This window comes from Paenibacillus puldeungensis (assembly GCF_042678945.1).
In the GTDB taxonomy this organism is placed as follows: Bacteria; Bacillota; Bacilli; order Paenibacillales; family Paenibacillaceae; genus Fontibacillus; species Fontibacillus puldeungensis.
In genome coordinates this window covers 192,547-210,742 of sequence record NZ_JBHTLM010000008.1, presented here as the reverse complement: position 1 = coordinate 210,742, position 18,196 = coordinate 192,547, and the positions used below count along the sequence as shown (strand labels likewise).

Annotated in this window: 18 protein-coding genes; 3 read left to right on the top strand and 15 right to left on the bottom strand. The window is 47.6% G+C overall.

The window, feature by feature from the left end:
- Position 1 precedes the first annotated feature (1 nt).
- From ACFQ3W_RS13375 to ACFQ3W_RS13335, 9 genes are all read right to left on the bottom strand, one after another.
- Positions 2-2,308, bottom strand: a complete 2,307-nt coding sequence (locus tag ACFQ3W_RS13375) for a thiamine pyrophosphate-dependent enzyme (RefSeq protein WP_379319721.1) — start codon at positions 2,306-2,308, stop codon at positions 2-4.
- A gap of 26 nt (positions 2,309-2,334) precedes the next feature.
- Positions 2,335-3,339 (bottom strand): 2-oxoacid:acceptor oxidoreductase family protein, encoded by a 1,005-nt coding sequence (locus tag ACFQ3W_RS13370; RefSeq protein WP_379319720.1) that lies wholly within the window; start codon positions 3,337-3,339, stop codon positions 2,335-2,337.
- Positions 3,340-3,697: 358 nt separating this feature from the next.
- Positions 3,698-5,152 carry a nicotinate phosphoribosyltransferase gene (locus ACFQ3W_RS13365; protein WP_379319719.1) on the bottom strand — a complete coding sequence of 485 codons (1,455 nt, stop codon included), beginning with the start codon at positions 5,150-5,152 and terminating at the stop codon, positions 3,698-3,700.
- 7 nt (positions 5,153-5,159) lie between these two features.
- Complete coding sequence (locus ACFQ3W_RS13360) at positions 5,160-5,708, bottom strand: cysteine hydrolase family protein (RefSeq protein ID WP_379319718.1); 549 nt, start codon at positions 5,706-5,708, stop codon at positions 5,160-5,162.
- Positions 5,709-5,765: 57 nt separating this feature from the next.
- Positions 5,766-6,545, bottom strand: coding sequence for an NUDIX domain-containing protein (locus ACFQ3W_RS13355; protein ID WP_379319717.1), 780 nt, complete (start codon positions 6,543-6,545; stop codon positions 5,766-5,768).
- Between the two features lie 80 nt (positions 6,546-6,625).
- A complete protein-coding gene (locus tag ACFQ3W_RS13350) occupies positions 6,626-7,024 on the bottom strand; it encodes a PaaI family thioesterase (protein WP_379319716.1) in 399 nt (132 codons plus the stop codon).
- Between the two features lie 192 nt (positions 7,025-7,216).
- The gene (locus tag ACFQ3W_RS13345) at positions 7,217-7,696 is read right to left on the bottom strand and encodes a RicAFT regulatory complex protein RicA family protein (RefSeq protein WP_379319715.1); all 480 of its coding nucleotides are present in this window, start codon (positions 7,694-7,696) and stop codon (positions 7,217-7,219) included.
- Between the two features lie 40 nt (positions 7,697-7,736).
- The gene (miaB, locus tag ACFQ3W_RS13340; protein ID WP_379319714.1) at positions 7,737-9,287 is read right to left on the bottom strand and encodes a tRNA (N6-isopentenyl adenosine(37)-C2)-methylthiotransferase MiaB; all 1,551 of its coding nucleotides are present in this window, start codon (positions 9,285-9,287) and stop codon (positions 7,737-7,739) included.
- 229 nt (positions 9,288-9,516) lie between these two features.
- The gene (locus tag ACFQ3W_RS13335; protein WP_379319713.1) at positions 9,517-9,723 is read right to left on the bottom strand and encodes a DUF1657 domain-containing protein; all 207 of its coding nucleotides are present in this window, start codon (positions 9,721-9,723) and stop codon (positions 9,517-9,519) included.
- A gap of 178 nt (positions 9,724-9,901) precedes the next feature.
- On the opposite strand from ACFQ3W_RS13335, the gene ACFQ3W_RS13330 reads away from it, so the two are divergent.
- Genes ACFQ3W_RS13330 through spoVAD form a run of 3 tightly spaced genes read left to right on the top strand, consistent with a single transcriptional unit; the run spans position 9,902 to position 12,269 of the window.
- Positions 9,902-10,762, top strand: a complete 861-nt coding sequence (locus ACFQ3W_RS13330; protein WP_379319712.1) for a DUF421 domain-containing protein — start codon at positions 9,902-9,904, stop codon at positions 10,760-10,762.
- 12 nt (positions 10,763-10,774) lie between these two features.
- Entirely contained in the window at positions 10,775-11,263 is a 489-nt protein-coding gene (spoVAC, locus tag ACFQ3W_RS13325) for a stage V sporulation protein AC (protein ID WP_379319711.1), read from the top strand.
- Between the two features lies 1 nt (position 11,264).
- Complete coding sequence (spoVAD, locus tag ACFQ3W_RS13320; protein WP_379319710.1) at positions 11,265-12,269, top strand: stage V sporulation protein AD; 1,005 nt, start codon at positions 11,265-11,267, stop codon at positions 12,267-12,269.
- A 73-nt stretch (positions 12,270-12,342) separates the two neighbouring features.
- Here the strand turns inward: spoVAD and pduL are convergent, their stop codons facing one another.
- The 6 genes from pduL to ACFQ3W_RS13290 all read right to left on the bottom strand — a co-directional run bounded on the left by pduL (position 12,343) and on the right by ACFQ3W_RS13290 (position 18,130).
- Complete coding sequence (gene pduL / locus ACFQ3W_RS13315) at positions 12,343-12,915, bottom strand: phosphate propanoyltransferase (protein WP_379319709.1); 573 nt, start codon at positions 12,913-12,915, stop codon at positions 12,343-12,345.
- Positions 12,916-13,034: 119 nt separating this feature from the next.
- Positions 13,035-13,901 (bottom strand): 2-oxoacid:ferredoxin oxidoreductase subunit beta, encoded by an 867-nt coding sequence (locus ACFQ3W_RS13310; protein ID WP_379319708.1) that lies wholly within the window; start codon positions 13,899-13,901, stop codon positions 13,035-13,037.
- The gene (locus ACFQ3W_RS13305; RefSeq protein WP_379319766.1) at positions 13,888-15,663 is read right to left on the bottom strand and encodes a 2-oxoacid:acceptor oxidoreductase subunit alpha; all 1,776 of its coding nucleotides are present in this window, start codon (positions 15,661-15,663) and stop codon (positions 13,888-13,890) included. The genes ACFQ3W_RS13310 and ACFQ3W_RS13305 overlap by 14 nt, the downstream gene beginning before the upstream one ends.
- Positions 15,664-15,872: 209 nt before the next feature.
- Positions 15,873-16,838, bottom strand: coding sequence for a dipeptidase (locus ACFQ3W_RS13300; RefSeq protein ID WP_379319707.1), 966 nt, complete (start codon positions 16,836-16,838; stop codon positions 15,873-15,875).
- A gap of 90 nt (positions 16,839-16,928) precedes the next feature.
- Positions 16,929-17,189: a stage V sporulation protein S gene (locus tag ACFQ3W_RS13295; protein ID WP_006286829.1), complete on the bottom strand. Its 261-nt coding sequence runs from the start codon at positions 17,187-17,189 to the stop codon at positions 16,929-16,931.
- Positions 17,190-17,335: 146 nt separating this feature from the next.
- Positions 17,336-18,130 carry a TIGR00282 family metallophosphoesterase gene (locus ACFQ3W_RS13290; RefSeq protein ID WP_379319765.1) on the bottom strand — a complete coding sequence of 265 codons (795 nt, stop codon included), beginning with the start codon at positions 18,128-18,130 and terminating at the stop codon, positions 17,336-17,338.
- Positions 18,131-18,196 lie beyond the last annotated feature (66 nt).

Below are 18,196 nucleotides of genomic sequence, written 5' to 3'. Positions count from 1 at the left end.
ATTACAAGTATGGATGCTCATGCTTAGCCAGCAGAACTTTCCAGCGCCGTTCGACCTCTTGCTCGAACTCTGCAAGGGCGGCGGCATTTTCCGGCTTCGTCAAATGGCGAGTTTTTCCCATCGTTTTCAGCCAATCCGTAAGAGGAATTCGTTTCTCTTTTTCTTCCGGATTGTACGTAATCGTTGTTTGTCCATGTTCAACCTCGTACAGCGGGAAGAAGCAGGAGTTGACTGCTGCATCGACGATGTTGGTGCCTTGATCATCCGGGCTGATCCAGTTGAGCGGGCAAGCTATCAGTATTTTACCATAAACCAGACCTTCATTTTGGGCGTACCACTGAGCCTTGGCTGCTTTCTTCACCAAATCCTGAGGATAGGCTTCACTGCCGGTAAACACATAAGGAATGTTTGTCGCTGCCATAATTTGCGGGGTATCCTTATGCTGGAACGCCTTCCCTTTTTGCACTTTCCCGATGTTGGAAGTTGATGTACGGTGACCAAGTGGTGTCGAATACGACAATTGCGCACCGGTATTCATATATCCTTCGTTATCATATTCTACGATAATCATCCGATGATTACGCAGCGCGGCACCGATGGCCGGTCCCATGCCGATGTCCATCCCGCCGTCGCCAGTTACCATGACGAACGTGAAATCTTCCTTCAGACCGAGCCCGTCAAGCTCGCCTCTGCGTTTGCGCTCCCAGAACATTTCCACAACACCGGACAAGGTTGCCGCCCCATTCTGGAACAGGTTATGGATGTAGGTTGCTTTGTGGGAGGAATACGGATAGCCTGTCGTAACGACCATCGCACAGCCGGTATGGAACAAGGCGACGATATCCCCTTCAATCCCCTTGAAGAACAGCTCGAGTCCCGAGAAAATACCGCAGCCCGGACATGCCCCGTGCCCCGGCGCAATCCGTTTCGGTTTCTTCGTGAGTGCACGTAGCGGAGGAATCCGAACGCCTAACTTGCCGGTTTCCTCATTGCGAGTGACTGTAATCAGACCGGTTTTCAGGTCTTCAAATTTAAGTGGGTGCAGCACCCGTTTTGGCGCTTTCTCTTTATCACCAGGCGTATGGCCGTAATAGTCGAAAGGAATATCCACATGGCTTTTCTTAGCCGCATCAATCGCAAGCTGGAATAAATGATGACCGTCCTCGGCATAAAACTCTTTGCCGCCAAGACCATAAATCCGGCTTACAACCTGTGTCGTATGATTTCCGTATGTGAACAGAGCAGCCTTAATTTCATTAACCATATTACCGCCATGCGCGCCGTAAGAATCCGCACGGTCTCCGACCGTAATCGCTTTGACATTCTTCAACGCTTCGGCAATTTGCTTCTGCGGGAATGGACGAATCATATTTGGTGCGATGGAACCCGCCTTAATGCCTTGACGGCGCAGCTCGTCCACCACATCCTTGATGATTTCCGACGCGGAGTTCATCAGGAATACTGCGACTTCAGCATCCTCCATCCGGTACAGATCGAGCATTTTATATTCACGGCCTGTCAGCTCTGCATATTCGTCCGCGATTCTTTCAAATACGCGTTCGGCATTATACATGGCCTCAGACTGTTGATAGCAATTGTTAATGTAATCCGGTTCGTTCATGTAAGGTCCGACGGTAATCGGATTGTTGCGGTCCAGCGTTTGCGGGAACCCTTCCGGCGGATGCTCACCGATAAAATTCAAAACGTCTTCCTGATTAGCAAAAGTGTGCACACGACGTTTTTGGTGGGACGTGAAATAACCGTCCGAAGCGACGAGCACCGGCAATCTCACCTCTGGGTCTTCGGCCAGCTTGATCGCCATAATGTTCATATCATATACAGCTTGCGGGTCGCGGCACATAAGAATAGGCCAACCAGTGTTGAGTGCAAAATACAAATCCGAATGATCTCCGTGAATATCGAGTGGTCCAGAGATCGAACGGCAGACCAAATTCATAACCATCGGAAAACGCGTTCCCGACTGTACCGGCATTTGTTCAAGCATGTACAAATAACCTTGGGCACTGGTTGCATTAAATACCCGGCCGCCAGCCGTTGAAGCACCGTAACAAATCCCGGCGGAGCTGTGCTCGCCGTCTGAAGGGATCAGTTTGATGTCGTGCTGACCGTTTGCTTTCATCAAGTCTAGAAACTGCGCTACTTCAGTAGATGGGGAAATCGGAAAATACCCCATAATATGATAATTAATTTGATGGGCCGCATAGGCCGCCATCTCATTGCCTGACTCATAAACGACACGCTGCTCTACCGTGCCGGTCCGGCGTTCTTTTTCAAAGTCGATCGCCATTTGTCAATACCACCTCTCTAGCTCTTTTATCGAACCAAATCGAACAAGTGCGGCACCCGGTGCTGCTCGGCATAGCCGTCTTCTTCCCGCTCTCCGGACAGCGCGTCCGTCGGACAGGCGTGAACACATTTCAGGCAGCCTTTGCAGTATTGGTAATCAATACCCTGCAGGAACATTTGCGGCCGTCCCTTTTTATCGGGCCGTTCCTCCCAAACAAAGCAATTGTCAGGGCAGACGTTATCGCACTGGGCGCAATGAATACACGATTCTTCATTGAAATGTGGCATCATCCCGGAGCGTGAAATGCTAAGATCCTTCAAAATGCTGTTGCCCGGATTAATAATAATCCCGCCGATTGGCTGAGTTTCATAGCCAAGTACTGGCGTATCCGCCCGAACGAATTCAGGCATGCTTGCCCCTTCCGGTAAACTAAAGGTTTCGAATACAACCTCCTGGTACCCTCGCTCAAATGTGGCCAGTGCAGGCGCAACCGTCTGTGGGTATTTCTTCTCCAGGGATTTGCGGATAACATCCTTCATCGTTTCGGGATCCAGGAATGGACACAACCGGAACAAAGCCCCGAGCATGGCCATATTGACGCGGTTTTTCTCTTCCAACGCGATGCCTGTTGCATCGATAACCGCGATCGTCCCGCCGATGAGCTTCATTTTCTCCTTCAGTTCTTGTGGAGTTTTAAGTGAATTAACGAGAACAGTACTGTCCTCATATATCCCGCTAATTACGTTAACTGTCTTGGCTAAAGCCTCTTGGAAAATGCCAACAATGTGCGGCCGTTCTACAGGTGATGTATCACGAATCGGCGTGTCCAGATCACAGAAACGAATATGCGCCTTTACAGGCGAACCTTTCTTCTCGGAGCCGTAAGAGGAAAAACTGACTCCCCCCAGACCTGCTCCCTCGACTCCGGCTTCAGCCAGCATTTTTCCCGCCAGGTTCGCTCCTAGACCACCTATGGATTCTAAACGGATTTCAAAAAAACCAAGCTCGTTTAATTTTGGTAATTGTACCACGCGTTTGACTCCCTTCTTCGCAAATGCGAGTTCATAACGACGTAAATAAGTGCAAAATATCACACAAAAAATATTTCTTTCTTAATTTTTAAATTTAGCATAAATACAGTGTGACTTATGTAACAAATGTCATATGGACAATCTCGCTGAACCTCGCAAAAACTAGGAATGAAGTCATCCCGTCAGCATGATCTTCTGCTCGGAGGCCAACAGCGTTTGTCGAAACTCATAGTCGGAAACGCCGATTTATAGCGGTTTTTGCGCTTTCCCGAGAAATAATTATTTCCTTGAAACGAAAAAAAAGTTGCCCTGCAGCTCAAAGACTGCAAAGCAACCTCTATTCAAAAATTGGCAAACTCTACTCCTCTTGCTGCCCCACATACTCCTCGATCATCTTTTGCTTCAATTCCCAAGCTTCTTGGCTTAAGCTAATACGATAAATTTCTGGATTTAACTTCCGTAGATACTCTGGCCATAACAAATTTAACTGCTCTTGATGATATTGTCTGATCTGATGGAGTGTCGGCAGCTCGTAAACAAGTTTACCTTCCTCAAAAATCGGCTGCAGCATCGGGATAGCCTCGTAGTCTTTCACCGATTTTTTGATATATGGATGGACCGGGTCAAACAGACGAAGCTTGCCGTCTGTCCGAGCCTGCTCCTCGTGAGGAAAACAAACATAATCAGCGATGGCTTTGCCACTGCCTTTGCTGACGATACGTAGGACATCTTTTTTGCCCGGTGTGGTGACTTTCTCAGGATTTCCGGAAATTTTGATCGTCGGCTCCATCCGTCCGTTCTTTTCCCGTTCCACCAGCTTATACACACCGCCCAAGGCCGGCTGATCGGCTGCGGTGATGAGCTGTGTACCAACTCCCCAAATATCGATCTTCGCCCCTTGGGCCTTCAAGTTGAAAATCGTGTTCTCATCCAGATCATTCGAAGCGACGATCTTCACGTAAGGAAGTCCCGCTTCATCCAGCATTTTACGAGCCTGGATCGATAGATAAGCCAAATCACCGCTGTCAAGCCGGATGCTGTTCATCCGTTTGCCTGCCGCCTCAAGCTTCTTCGCGGTCATGATAGCGTGCGGGATGCCACTTTTCAGCGTATCGAATGTATCGACCAACAATGAAACCTGATCCGGCATCGCTTTGGCATAGATTTCAAACGCTTCTTGCTCCGAATCAAATATTTGAACCCATGAATGGGCATGTGTCCCTTTGGTTGGAATATCGAAAATTTCGCCCGCGAGTAGATTCGAGGTTGCATCAAATCCGGCAATATACGCCGCACGCGCCCCCCAAATCGCCGCATCCGCTTCCTGCGCGCGCCGGGTTCCAAATTCAAGCAGCACGTCGTTCTCCGCCACCCGTTTTACCCGCGACGCCTTCGTGGCAATCAGGGTTTGGAAATTCATAAAGTTCAGCAAAGCCGTTTCCACCAGCTGGGTTTCCATGATGGTCCCCTCTACTCGTACTAACGGCTCGTTAGGAAAACAGAGCGCCCCTTCCTTCATTGAAAGGATCGTCCCAGTAAAATGAAAATCCTTTAATAAATCCAAAAATTCCGGTTTATAATTTTCTTCCTGCTCCGCCAAATAGTTAAGATCCTTCTCCGTAAACCGTAAACCGCGAATATAATTTACGATACGCTCAAGTCCTGCAAATACCGCATAACCATTACCGAACGGCAGCTTACGGAAGTAAGCTTCAAACACTGTTTTTCTTAAATGGGTACCGTTCAACCAATGTGCGTAAATCATATTAATTTGATACTTGTCGGTATGCAATGCCAAGCCCTCTGCTTGCATGATCCTTTCATCCCCTCTGGCTGTTTAATACAGTTGCCCCTAAACTACTGCGAAAATGTCCCAACGCCCAGGTATGGCCTTCCGGATTAAAGCTCGCCACCGCATCCTCATATACTGTTATGGCAAACCCCTTATTGTACGCATCCACTGCAGTATGCAATACGCAAATATCCGTGCAAACCCCGATCAGATGCACCTCGGTAATGCCCCGCTCCCGCAGCTTTAACTCCAGATCTGTGCCGCAAAAAGCGCTATACCTTGTTTTGTCCATCCAGTAAATGCGTTCCGAGTTCCTTGCGTATACATCGGCCAGTTCCCCGTACAAAGCTCTACCCTCTGAGTCCCGCAAATTGTGAGGCGGAAACAGCTTTGTTTCCGGATGATAAGCATCGCCACGCTCATGAAGGTCAACCGCCATCACAACGAAATCCCCGTTCTCGACAAAGCTTTCAGTCAGGCGGCATATCGCCGGTTCGATGATGACTGCAGGCTCCCCAACCGGCAAGCTTCCGTCTACAAAATCCTTCGTATAGTCAATTACGATTAAGGCTTTCATCCGATCATCTCCCAACTTTACATGGCTGAACAATATTTATGTAAAAACAAACTTAGTCTACGTATAAATCGAAAGCTGCGGAGCAAAATCCGTAAAACGGTACAATTGCGCCGGTCGCTGCGAATACTGATTGGACAGCATTGGCTTTCCATTCTCATCGCGCACTTCCTCTAAAATTCCTTGTCTGCTTCGAGTTGAAGTGATCTTACGAATAAAATTCAATTCAGCGAAATCCGGAACTACCGTTTGGATGACCTGATACAATTCTCCAAGCGTAAATTGCGGTGGCAGGAATTGCTTCGCAATCGTCGTATGAAGCATTTGCTGCTGGATTCTTTTATAAGCGTCCTGCAGTATTTCACGGTGATCAAACGCCAACTGCAAATCCTCAAGTGCTTCCCGGACGGTAAATAAGCCTACCTCCTGCGCATCATCCGCCGATTGGCGTTTTTCAAGCACCCATTCCTCTACCAGGGCAAAAAAGGCGTGCGAAATAATCCATCCGCGCGGATCACGTCCCGGCTTGCTGTATACGCCAAGATACTCCAAATGCGACCCGTCAACCCCGGTCTCCTCTTTGAGCTCCCGTCTAGCTGTTTCATACAGGGACTCATCCTCCTGGGAGAACCCTCCAGGTAGCGCCCAAGCTCCGGCAAAAGGCCAGCTGCGCCGACGTATCAGCATGACTTTCAGATCAAAGCGTGGAAGAGATTTTGTGGAAGCCTTTCGCTCCTGTCTAGTCAACGTAAACATCACGATATCGGCCGGAATTCCGTCGGGTGTCCGATATTTCTTAACCTCATTAACTGCTTTCCCTTGCTCTTGCTCTTTGCTCATCACGTATCACCACATCAGTCTTATGATAACGCCAGCTTGTTAATATCTAGCTTGGCATTCCGAGGTAACCCATTTTGTTATTATCGTGGCAGACGAAACGTTCCTGTGGCAATACAGCCCAGGGTGCCTTCCGCGTCCCTAACCTCTGCGCGTAGCGTCATCGTCCGATGTGTTTCATGCAGCGGATAAGCCGATACTACCAATTCACCAATCCGCATCGGGCTTAAAAAGTTGGTGTTCAAATGAGTAGTTACGCCAAACTTCCCTTTTACCGTAGCTACGAGCGTTCCCATCGCTTGGTCCATCATGGAAGATAATACCCCTCCATGCACAATTCCCATAGAATTTAGATGTGACTCGCTTGCCGTTAAGCCAAGCTCCACCCGATCGACATCGGCCGAGATTAAGCGCAGACCAAGTAGCCCCCAAAATGATTGTTCCTCGCGCTGCATGATTTCATCATCAAAGACCATGCTCATTTCTCATATCCCCCTTAAACCTAGCTATGCTCGTTTTGCATCTACGTGCTCTCTTTTTAATATTCCATAAATCGTTCAATCAAAACGAAATATTTCATAATATGAAATATGTTGATTAGTGGTACTTGTCCACATTCACATATCTTTAAAAAAGTGCGGAGGAACATGCCTCCGCACCGACACATTTCAGTATTACTCTCCGTAACCGGATGTAACGGCCGGTTCACTGGCAGACTCAACGTTTACCTTCTCAGATACCGTATCACGTATCACAGATACGACGAGCTGAAGCAAGTAATTGATATCGCTTTGGCTTTGCTGAAACTCCGTAACGAGTGGAATGCCGTCTAATTCATCCTGGAGCTCCTCAATTTCCTGCTCTATCTTCTGTACCATCGTCTGATTTTGAAAGCTTTCAAATGCTACAATTTCTTTCTGCTTCTTCTTAATCGCGCTGATCAAAACTTGGATCCGTTCATGCTGTTGAATCAGCTTTTCTGCTTTCTGAAACTGCCGAACCTCTTCACTCGTCCCGATCAGCTCGGCTAGCTCCTTCGATTTCGCCATAATATCTTCACGGATCACCAAATCCCTGGAATCAAATTTTGGGATCCCACAATCGGTGTGATCAGAATGATGCTCCAAAGTGACAACCTCCTTAACATGAATCATCCAAATTTTATGGGCATGAAGCCATTAGCTCATTATCTCATTAGTTGGAATGAACAGGCTCCGAAACGATATTCCCCTTGATGTACCATGTCATCGGATCCGTAATTTCAACATGAACGAACTTGCCGATCAAGTCTGCTCCACCCTCGAAATGAACAAGCTTATTGCTGCGAGTGCGTCCTGACAACACGTTAATGTTATTTTTGCTTTCGCCTTCAACCAACACTTCGACGATCTGTCCACGCATTTCGTCATTGCTTTTCCGGCTGAATTCATTGACCGTCTCGTTGAGACGAGCCAGCCGCTCTTTCTTCACTTCCATCGGAACATTGTCTTCCATTACCGCGGCCGGAGTTCCTTCGCGCGGCGAATACACAAACGTGTATGCCGAATCGTAGCCTACCTCGCGCACAAGAGACAACGTTTCTTGAAACTGCTCTTCTGTTTCACCCGGGAAGCCGACGATGATGTCCGTCGTCAGTACAACGTTTGGAATTTTCGCCTTGATTTTATGAACCAGCTCCAAGTAATGCTCGCGCGTATATTTCCGACTCATTCGCTTAAGGACTTCACTACTTCCGGACTGTACTGGCAAGTGAATATGCTCTACCAGATTACCGCCTTTGGCAAGCACATCGATTAATGCATCATCAAAATCTCGTGGGTGAGAGGTTGTAAATCTGACGCGCGGAATGTCAATCAGCCGAATATCGTCCATCAGATTTGCAAAGGTGTAATGGATATCGGCGAAATCCTTACCGTATGCATTAACATTTTGTCCAAGCAAGGTTACTTCCCTATATCCCTGGCGTGCCAGCTCCCGAACTTCTGCAATCACATCCTCCGGACGGCGGCTTCGCTCCTTGCCTCTGGTAAATGGCACAATACAATACGTACAGAACTTATCGCATCCATACATAATGTTAACCCATGCCCGCATACCTTCCCGCTTTTTGGGCAGATTTTCAATAATGTCGCCTTCTTTGGACCATACTTCGACGACCATTTCCTTGCTGAACAATGATTCTTGAATTAGGTGTGGCAGACGATGAATGTTGTGGGTTCCGAAAATCATGTCCACAAAGCCATGCTTCTGCAAAATCCGCTTAACTACGCCTTCCTCTTGAGACATGCAGCCACAAACGCCAAGAAGCAGGTCGGGCTTCTCCGTTTTTAGACCCTTTAAATGTCCAAGTTCGCCAAACACCTTATCCTCAGCATTTTCACGAATCGCACAGGTGTTAAGCAGTATAATGTCCGCTACCTTCCGATCTTCTGTCGGACGATAGCCCATTTGCTCGAGCAGTCCTTTGATCGTTTCGGTGTCGTGCTCATTCATCTGACATCCAAATGTATAGACGATATAGTGTTTTCCTTGGCCGAGACCTTTCAGTTCCTCGGGAACAGCGTTCTCGTAATGAACCTTCACATCTTCTTTCCCGCGCTGCTTTTCCATCCGATGGTTCGGTTCTGATAAAATCTGAATATCCCTTCCGCGGATTCTGATCTTCTTTCCCCGTTCATCCTCTGAAATGACCCGGGCGTCGGAGAAGTCAAAATACTTGGAGTAATCTTTGGTTTCTTTGGCCATGCTGCCCGCTCACTCCTTTACCGATCTATCTAAGCTCCCTAGGGGCGAAAATCATATAAGTAAAAATGCATTACACTAAATTATAACATGCTTCGTCTATGATATCCAGATAAGCAGTTGTGAATCTCCCTTGTGGGACGCGAGAAGCAGACATACATATATCCATATAATAGCAAAAAGACCCGCTCGATTTCGAACGGATCTTTTCTGTTAATCGCCCATACTGCATTTAAAAGCCTTTATACTGAGGCTCTTCATTTTCCAGCTGCTGTACGCGGCTTTCGACTTGAGTTACGATTTGCTGTGTTTGCTCTGCAGCCTGGGTAAACAGGTTTTTGGCTTCTTGATTTTGCGTATTTAGTGCAAACTGTTCAAGGTTTGCCTGCGCGCTTTTTAGAGATGCCAATGTCGTTTTAACTTGGGCAGCTACAGTCATGAAAATTCACCACCTTTACGTTGAGCATCAATTGTTCAAACGTAAGTTTCGCCTATTCCAAATCAAATCATGCAACCTCTAAATTACCACATTTTGTATTAGTAAAAGTATTTCCTCCCGCACATAATTGGGATAGCTCACCACGGATTGAAATGTTTAAGTCGAAAGGAGTATCCGCATGCCGGTATGGTTAGAGGTTATTGTCAGAACATTGGCTGCCGTGCTTATCTTGTTTGTTATCACCCGACTTCTTGGGAAAAGGCAAATATCTCAGCTTTCATTTTTCGAATATATAACGGGGATCACGATCGGTAGCATAACGGCATACATTTCCCTAGATATCAACAACGACTGGTACCTAGGCATCATCGCCGTTTCCGTTTGGTTCATAGTGTCCCTTGGCATAGAATATTTGCAGCTTAAGAGCAAAAAAGCCCGGGATCTGATCGATAGCAGCAGCACGGTCCTCATTAAGGACGGCAAAATTCTTGAGGATAACCTTAAGAAAGAAAGGCTTAGCAACGAAGACTTGATGGAGCAGCTGCGGAAAAAGAGTATTTTCAAAGTCGCTGAGGTGGAATTTGCCGTCATAGAGCCGGATGGACAAATTAATACCCTTCTGAAAAATGAATATCAACCGCTCACTCCTTCCCAACTAGGCATCAAGGTGGCGCCGGAGCCGGAGCCTCAAACGGTCATCATTGATGGAAACATTATGGATGAGCCGTTAGCCACTCTTGGCCTAAATCGTCACTGGCTCAATACAGAACTCGAGAAGCTTGGCGTATCGCTCGATAATGTCAATCTTGGACAAGTGGACGCGTATGGTCAGTTTTATGCAGACCTGTATGATGATCAGCTCATTGTTCCACAACCGCAGGAGAAGCCCGTCTTGTTGGCCCAACTCAAAAAGTGCGAAGCAGATCTGGAGATGTTCGCCCTATCCTCAGAGCAAGAAGCAGCAAAGAAATTATACGGTGACTGCTCGGCTCGCCTTCAACAAGTTATCGATCAGGTTAAACCGATATTAACACAATAGGAGAGATGCAGCATGGCTAAGAAACAAAATAAGCAGCTGACGCCTACGCAGCAGCAATATAAGAGGCTTGCCAACTCCCTTGAGCCAAAGCGGCCGGTGGCTGGCAACTGTGTGCGGGCTTTTTTAGTCGGAGGTCTTATTTGCCTGCTAGGTGAATGTATCCGCCAAGCGTTTATTCACTTTGGGGGAATGAGTGAAAAAGAAGCGGCCAACCCGATGGTGGCGACGCTTGTCATCCTCTCCGTTATCCTAACCAGCTTCGGTGTTTACGATAAAATTGCGCAGTGGGCCGGAGCAGGCACCGCCGTTCCTGTTACGGGGTTTGCCAACTCAGTAGCATCATCCGCAATAGAACACCGCAGCGAAGGACTCGTGCTGGGCGTAGGAGCAGGCATGTTTCAGCTCGCCGGTTCTGTCATCGTATTCGGAACAGTGGCAGCTTTTTTCATTGGCATCATATACGCTATCTTTGTTCCGGGATACGCTGGGGGAGGTCATTGAAATGCTAAAGGGCCATCAAAGCTGGGTGTTTGAGAATAAGCCGAAAATTATCAGCACCGCAACTGTAGTCGGACCGTTTGAAGGACAAGGTCCGCTCGCGGAAGATTTCGATATTATCCATGCAGACCTATACCTGGGACAGGATAGCTGGGAGAAGGCCGAACGAACGCTGCTTGAGGAATCAGCTTCTTTAGCTATTGAACACGCCGGGCTTACGAAAGAGCAAATTCAATTCCTCTTCGGCGGCGATCTCATGAATCAAATCATAAGCAGCAGTTTCGCAGCAAGAACGCTAAGCATCCCTTACATCGGGATGTTTGGAGCCTGCTCGACCTCTATGGAAAGTTTGGCTATGGCTTCTTACGTCGTCAATTCAGGGGGCGCTAAGTATGCGGCCGCCGGAACATGCAGCCACAATGCCAGTGTGGAGAAACAGTTTCGCTATCCGACCGAATACGGTTCCCAGAAGCCCCCTACGTCACAGTTTACCGTAACCGGCTCAGGCGCTGCGGTTTTGTCGCTCGAAGGCGAGGGACCCTCGGTCACGTCTGCTACCATTGGTCGTGTTATCGATATGGGCATCACCGACCCGTTCAATATGGGAGCGGCGATGGCTCCGGCTGCGGTTGATACGATCGAAGCCCATTTTCGCGACCTGCAGATTGAGCCTTCCTATTACGACCTCATTGTGACGGGTGACCTGTCCAAAGTTGGGTATGCGATCGCGAACGACTTGTTCAAACGGCACAATATACCGATCCATGAGACGAACTATCAAGACTGCGGAATGATGATTTACGATTACGAGAAGCAGCAGGTTCAAGCTGGCGCCAGTGGGTGCGCCTGCTCAGCCGTAGTTACTTATGGCCATTTGTTAAAAAAAGTACAGCGTGGCGAGTTAAAACGGATTCTTGTGGTTGCCACAGGAGCTCTTCTCTCCCCCATCTCCTATCAGCAAGGGGAAAGCATCCCATGTATCGCTCACGCCGTATCCATTGAACAATAGCACAAAAGGCTTGTCTCACGCAGGAAATCTGCATAAGGCAAGCCTTTTTTACGCTAAAGCAAGTTAAAGCGAATTATTCAACGATTTCAGCAATATCGCCTGTTTTAGCACCAGCGGCATTTGCTTCGTCCGTGTCAATATGCATGTCCAGCGCAAAGTTATCGGATACACGTGCGATGACGTTTTCCAATACCAAACCGCGTTCTCCGCCCAGGCGGACTTTTAGCAGTTGTTTATCTTTAACGCCCCATTTTTCGGCATCGGACGTATGGAAGTGAATATGACGGGCAGCAACGATAACGCCTTTTTCCAGTTCGATTTGACCAGCAGGACCTTTTACCGTTACTCCTGGAGTTCCTTCGATATTTCCGGATTCACGAACAGGTGCTTTAACCCCAATCGCAAAAGAATCAGTACGGGAAATTTCTACTTGTGAAGCCGAACGAGCCGGTCCCAAAATACGAACTTTTTCAAATTGTCCTTTAGGGCCGATCACAGCAACTTGTTCATTAGCAGCAAATTGCCCAGGTTGTGATAGCGGTTTGAATTCCGTAAGCTGATAACCTTTACCAAACAAAATTTCGATATGTTCCTGAGTTAGGTGGATATGACGTGCAGATACGCCGACAGGTACAGTTTTGCTCATTTGCAAACACTCCTCGTATATTCTCTATGTTGATGACGATTCGCATCGGTAATCATTATACACCTAATAGTCCATAAAAGGAAAAGACGTCCTGTAAAAAAAGGACGCCTTTTGCCGAATTATCTGAATTCTGCTACAAGATTGTCAAACTCCGTTTCAGATAGAGCGAGTTGTTGATGAACCAGTGGCTCTGTTTTGAAGCCGTGCACAAGATTTTCATAGCTCTTCTTCTCTTTGTTCTGATAGATCAGACCGGTGATCATACTGCCGGTTTCCATCAGCTTCGCCATAGCCATGGCGCGATTGCTCGGATCATAATCCGGGATCGTTTCGAGATTAATAATATTCTCTTTAAACCAATCGTAAGTATTTACTTTATTGAATGTCACGCAAGGACTAAATACGTTGATCAAGGAAAATCCTTCATGCTGTATGCCTTGTTCAATCAACGAAGTCAGTTGCTTCAGATCGCTGGAGAACGATTGAGCAACAAAGGTGGCTCCCGATGCTAGCGCAATTTCGAGCGGCGACAATGTTGATTCTATCGAGCCTTCCGGCGTACTCTTGGTCTTGAAGCCTTCCCCGCTGCGAGGAGAGGTCTGTCCCTTGGTCAATCCGTAAATCTGGTTGTCCATAACGATATACGTAATGTTGATATTCCGGCGAATCGCATGAACCGTATGACCCATGCCAATGGCGAATCCGTCGCCGTCGCCGCCGGAGGCAATAACCGTTAGATCACGGTTTGCCAATTTCACGCCTTGAGCGATCGGCAGCGCCCGCCCGTGAATACCATGGACACCATATGCATTAATGTAACCGGAAATCCGACCGGAGCAGCCGATACCGGAAATAACAGCTAGGTCTTCAGGTTCTAGGCCGACATTAGCTGCAGCACGTTGGATGGCCGCCTGAATGGAAAAGTCGCCGCATCCAGGGCACCAGTTTGGTTTTACGTTGTTTCGAAACTCCTTAAAGGTTGCCATTTTTCACCAACTCCTCTTGCTCTTTATTCCCGGCTACCTTCTTGCACTCTTCATAAACTTCCGAAGGAAGGAATGGATTTCCGTTATATTTCAACACGTTTGCGATCTTATCGTGATGTCCGGCGTTCAGTTTAATCAAATTAGCCAATTGCCCGGTTGCGTTATTCTCCAGAACGATAACCTTCTTCGCCTTGGCGACCTGCGGAAGCACTTGTTCCGTTGGGAACGGATGCATTAAACGAACCGTCATATGATTGACTTTCAAGCCATCACCCTCAAGACATTGCCGTGCCTGCTCTATCGTGCCGCCCGTGGACCCCATACCCACGATTAAAATGTCCGGCTCGGCGTGTGGAGCCTGAAGATGAATCGGATTTTCCACTTCTAGTTGCACCAGTTTCCGTAGACGCTTATCCATCATTTTCTTCCGGTTGACCGGACTTTCCGACGGACGTCCCGACTCATCATGCTCTACCCCGGTAACATGGTGAATTCCGTTCTTTTCGCCAGGGAGTACACGAGGCGATATGCCATTTTCGGTAAAAGCGTAACGGTTAAACATACTGTTATCTTCGCGATCCGGAATATCCTTAACCAAATAACCCCGATCGATTGAAATTTTGTTGAAATCCAGCGTCTCGCAGGATTGTTTACCGAGCGACAATTGCAGATCCGTTGCTAGGATAACCGGCACCTGATATTTTTCCGCAAGGTTAAAGGCTTGAACCGTATCATAGAAGCACTCTTCGATAGAGCTAGGCGCAAGTACAATCTTCGGAATTTCCCCGTGTGTTCCGTAGATCAGCGCATTAATATCGCTCTGCTCCTGCTTCGTTGGCAAGCCTGTACTTGGCCCCCCGCGCTGCGTGTCCACAATAACTACCGGCGTCTCCGTCATTCCGGCTAGGCCGATCGCTTCCATCATCAAGGACAAGCCAGGTCCAGCTGACGCTGTCATGGTGCGAACCCCTCCATAACTTGCACCGATCGCCATCGTAATCGCAGCGATTTCATCCTCCGTCTGAACAACGGTACCGCCGAATTTCGGCAATTTCTTGATCAGGTACTCCATAATTTCTGAAGCCGGCGTAATCGGGTAAGCACTCATAATCCGGCAGCCTGCAGCAACCGCACCTAAGCCGATGGCATCATTGCCGATCATGAACAGCTTCTGCTTTCCATCAGCCGGCTCAAGCTTGAATTCGTCGAGCGGACCTCCAGCAAGCTCAAGCACATAGTCAGCCCCGCGTTTTACCGCTTCTACGTTTTTCTCTACAATAGCCGGACCTTTACGGCCAAACTCTTCTTCCACCGCTTTGTTAAATACCTCTAGCGGAAGTCCGAGCAATGCCCATGAGGCTCCCGAAGCCACCATGTTCTTCATCAGGGAAGTACCGAGTTCTTCCGCAATGCTCGTAATCGGAACCGGAAATAAGCGAGCATTGACACCTTCTGGAACGGTCGGGTTAAATTTGGCGTCTGCCACAATAACCCCGCCGGCACGTAGTTCGCGCGCATTTAAATCGATACTTTCCTGGTCAAAAGCGACTAAGATGTCCAAGTCGTCGGAAATCGCGCGAATCGGCTTCGTACTAATCCGGATTTTGTTGTTCGTATGGCCGCCTTTGATACGGGACGAAAAATGCCGATACCCGTACAAGTAATAACCCAGTCGGTTTAAGGCCGTCGAAAAAATCCGGTCAGTACTTTCAACGCCCTCGCCTTGCTGCCCACCGATCTTCCAAGACAATTGACTAATCAAGATCGCCACCCCTTTAATCGTATCGCGATAGAAATAGATTTCATGAACTGGAATGCCGACATGCAAGAGATCACAATATCCTCAATGTATGTGAACATTCTGTTTCAGAGTCATGTCAATTTTATGTCTCGGCTTCACAAAAAGCAAGCGTTTTCCAGCCTTTTTTCATATAGTAGTTTTCGATCATTTCGTTCTCGTAAATGCATAGATTAAAGCGCTTTCTCCTTAGGTGGCAACCACGCTTTTAAAAAGCCTGCTGCATTGCCGTACAACCATCCCCAAACAAGCTCCTCGGAATAATGCTTCAGTAGGAAATTTGCGAAGTCCGCATATTGTCCGGCATGCTGTAAATCGCTTAAGTGAATTTCTATTCCGTCAAAATCCGAACCAAGCATTATCGTGTGCTCACCGCCAAGGGAACAGATATGGTCAATATGGGGTAAGATGTCTCGAATCGACGTATTTTCCCCCTCTTTAACAAATGGAGGGTACATGTTTATTCCGATTTTTCCACCCAGTCTAATGATTTCTTTTATTTGATCGTCACGTAGATTTCGGGCGTTTGGACAAATATGATGGGCATTGGAATGAGAAGCGATAAATGGTCTTCCGGAATGTCCCGCAAGCTCGGCCAGCTCCCAAAAACCTTTTACGGACAAGTGTGAAACATCGAGGATCATACCAAGTTCATGGCAAGCCTTCACCAAACTTACTCCTTCCGGGGTTAAGCCCCCTCCTCGCGGCTCCAAAATACCATCCGCAGCCCAGTTCGCGTAATTCCATGTCAGCCCGAGAAATCTTACCCCTTTTTCATAACATAGCTGCAAATAAAACAAATTGCCCTCCAGACCGTCCGCACCTTCGAGAGACAAGATTCCCCCCTGCCCCCCACTTTGCTCCAAAGCTATGAAATCTTCGGCTGTGAACACAGGAGTTACTCCAAACCTAATTACTCGTTGATTGAAAATATCAATCTGGTTCAAAATGTGCTCTATCTTCGGTTTTCCAAGGCTCTGAGACAAAAAGATTGCAAAACACTGCAGCCGAACACCCCCCTCTTCCATCCGGGTGAGGTTGACATCCAGCCGTTCGTCCTGGGTAAAATCAAGTTTCGGATCAAGCAGCATTTTGCTTAATGCGTCGCAATGAAAATCAATTACGGGTTTTTTAATCACTGGAATTTCCTCCAATCGTCAGTGTATGACTAAAAAACAAAAAAACCTGTCTACATGGCGTAAACAGGCGTCAGTTTTAACTTAGAATTATTATCTCGGTTCTACAATCAGTTTTATAGCAGTACGATCTTCACCATCTATGACTATGTCAGTAAATGCCGGAATACAAATCAAGTCGACACCACTAGGCGCGACAAATCCCCGGGCGATCGCTACAGCTTTAATGGCTTGGTTTAGAGCGCCTGCCCCAATAGCCTGAAGTTCAGCAGCGCCACGTTCTCTGAGAACCCCGGCTAACGCACCGGCAACGGAGTTGGGGTTGGATTTTGCTGAAACTTTTAATACTTCCATAGTAAGTACCTCCCTGGGAATGATGGTTTGATTCCACTAATAAAAAGATATTCGTGGATTCTCTAATAAATTCCTTCTTTTTCCTAGGGCTTGGGAGGACTTATATTTAAGTCTTATCGAGAACGACCTTACGATTTATGCAGACGTTAGTCCATGAGCCATTCGTCTTCGAGCAGACGGATTTTCTGGATTTTGAGTGCCTTACCGGTAGCGTCATCCAGATCTACTAGAACACCATGAAAATGCCATTTTCCTTCGCAAACTTGAAAACGGACCGGAAGCTGTGTCGTGAATTTGCGCAATACAGCAGAACGTTCCATGCCTAGAATACCTTCTCGCGAACCAACCATACCAGCATCGGTCAAATAAGCGGTACCTTGAGGCAGAATCGTATCGTCGTTGCTTTGTACATGCGTATGCGTTCCAACAACCAAAGAAGCCCGACCGTCCAAGTACCAGCCCATCGCGATTTTCTCAGAGGTAGCTTCAGCATGAAAATCAACTAAAATGCATTTATGTTTCTTGGACAGCTGTCCAAGAATTTCGTCCGCTGCACGGAACGGGTCATCGATCGCTGGCAAAAAGGTACGCCCCATCAGGTTGACCACGGCCAGTTCTTTACCGTTAGCCTTAATGACCGTTGACCCAAGCCCAGGCGTCCCTGGCGGGAAGTTGGCAGGGCGGACCATTCGAGGCTCATCATCGATAAAATCGAAGATTTCTTTATTATCCCAGGTATGGTTGCCCATCGTTAATCCATGGATGCCTTGCTCAAAAAACTCTTTGGCGATGTTCGCGGTGATCCCCCGTCCGCCAGCCGCATTCTCACCATTGGCGATAATAATATGCGGATTATATTTCGATTTCAAATGAGGCAGCGTAGCTTTAACAGCTTTGCGCCCCGTATTCCCAACGATATCTCCGATAAACAGAACTTTAATGATACTCCCTCCTCTTTCAAAACGCTGTCCACTTTCAGACAGCAATGAAAAAGCGGCCCTAAGGGG

Excerpts from the sequence above, each read along its gene's own strand:
- ACFQ3W_RS13310 (WP_379319708.1), bottom strand. The coding sequence starts at position 13,901 with ATGGCAACCTTTAAGGAGTTTCGAAACAACGTAAAACCAAACTGGTGC.
- ACFQ3W_RS13335 (WP_379319713.1), bottom strand. The coding sequence starts at position 9,723 with ATGACTGTAGCTGCCCAAGTTAAAACGACATTGGCATCTCTAAAAAGC.
- ACFQ3W_RS13350 (WP_379319716.1), bottom strand. The coding sequence starts at position 7,024 with ATGAGCATGGTCTTTGATGATGAAATCATGCAGCGCGAGGAACAATCA.
- ACFQ3W_RS13355 (WP_379319717.1), bottom strand. The coding sequence starts at position 6,545 with ATGAGCAAAGAGCAAGAGCAAGGGAAAGCAGTTAATGAGGTTAAGAAA.
- ACFQ3W_RS13365 (WP_379319719.1), bottom strand. The coding sequence starts at position 5,152 with ATGCAAGCAGAGGGCTTGGCATTGCATACCGACAAGTATCAAATTAAT.
- pduL (WP_379319709.1), bottom strand. The coding sequence starts at position 12,915 with ATGAGCAAAACTGTACCTGTCGGCGTATCTGCACGTCATATCCACCTA.
- spoVAC (WP_379319711.1), top strand. The coding sequence starts at position 10,775 with ATGGCTAAGAAACAAAATAAGCAGCTGACGCCTACGCAGCAGCAATAT.
- ACFQ3W_RS13345 (WP_379319715.1), bottom strand. The coding sequence starts at position 7,696 with ATGATTCATGTTAAGGAGGTTGTCACTTTGGAGCATCATTCTGATCAC.
- ACFQ3W_RS13360 (WP_379319718.1), bottom strand. The coding sequence starts at position 5,708 with ATGAAAGCCTTAATCGTAATTGACTATACGAAGGATTTTGTAGACGGA.
- miaB (WP_379319714.1), bottom strand. The coding sequence starts at position 9,287 with ATGGCCAAAGAAACCAAAGATTACTCCAAGTATTTTGACTTCTCCGAC.
- ACFQ3W_RS13330 (WP_379319712.1), top strand. The coding sequence starts at position 9,902 with ATGCCGGTATGGTTAGAGGTTATTGTCAGAACATTGGCTGCCGTGCTT.
- ACFQ3W_RS13375 (WP_379319721.1), bottom strand. The coding sequence starts at position 2,308 with ATGGCGATCGACTTTGAAAAAGAACGCCGGACCGGCACGGTAGAGCAG.
- ACFQ3W_RS13295 (WP_006286829.1), bottom strand. The coding sequence starts at position 17,189 with ATGGAAGTATTAAAAGTTTCAGCAAAATCCAACCCCAACTCCGTTGCC.
- spoVAD (WP_379319710.1), top strand. The coding sequence starts at position 11,265 with ATGCTAAAGGGCCATCAAAGCTGGGTGTTTGAGAATAAGCCGAAAATT.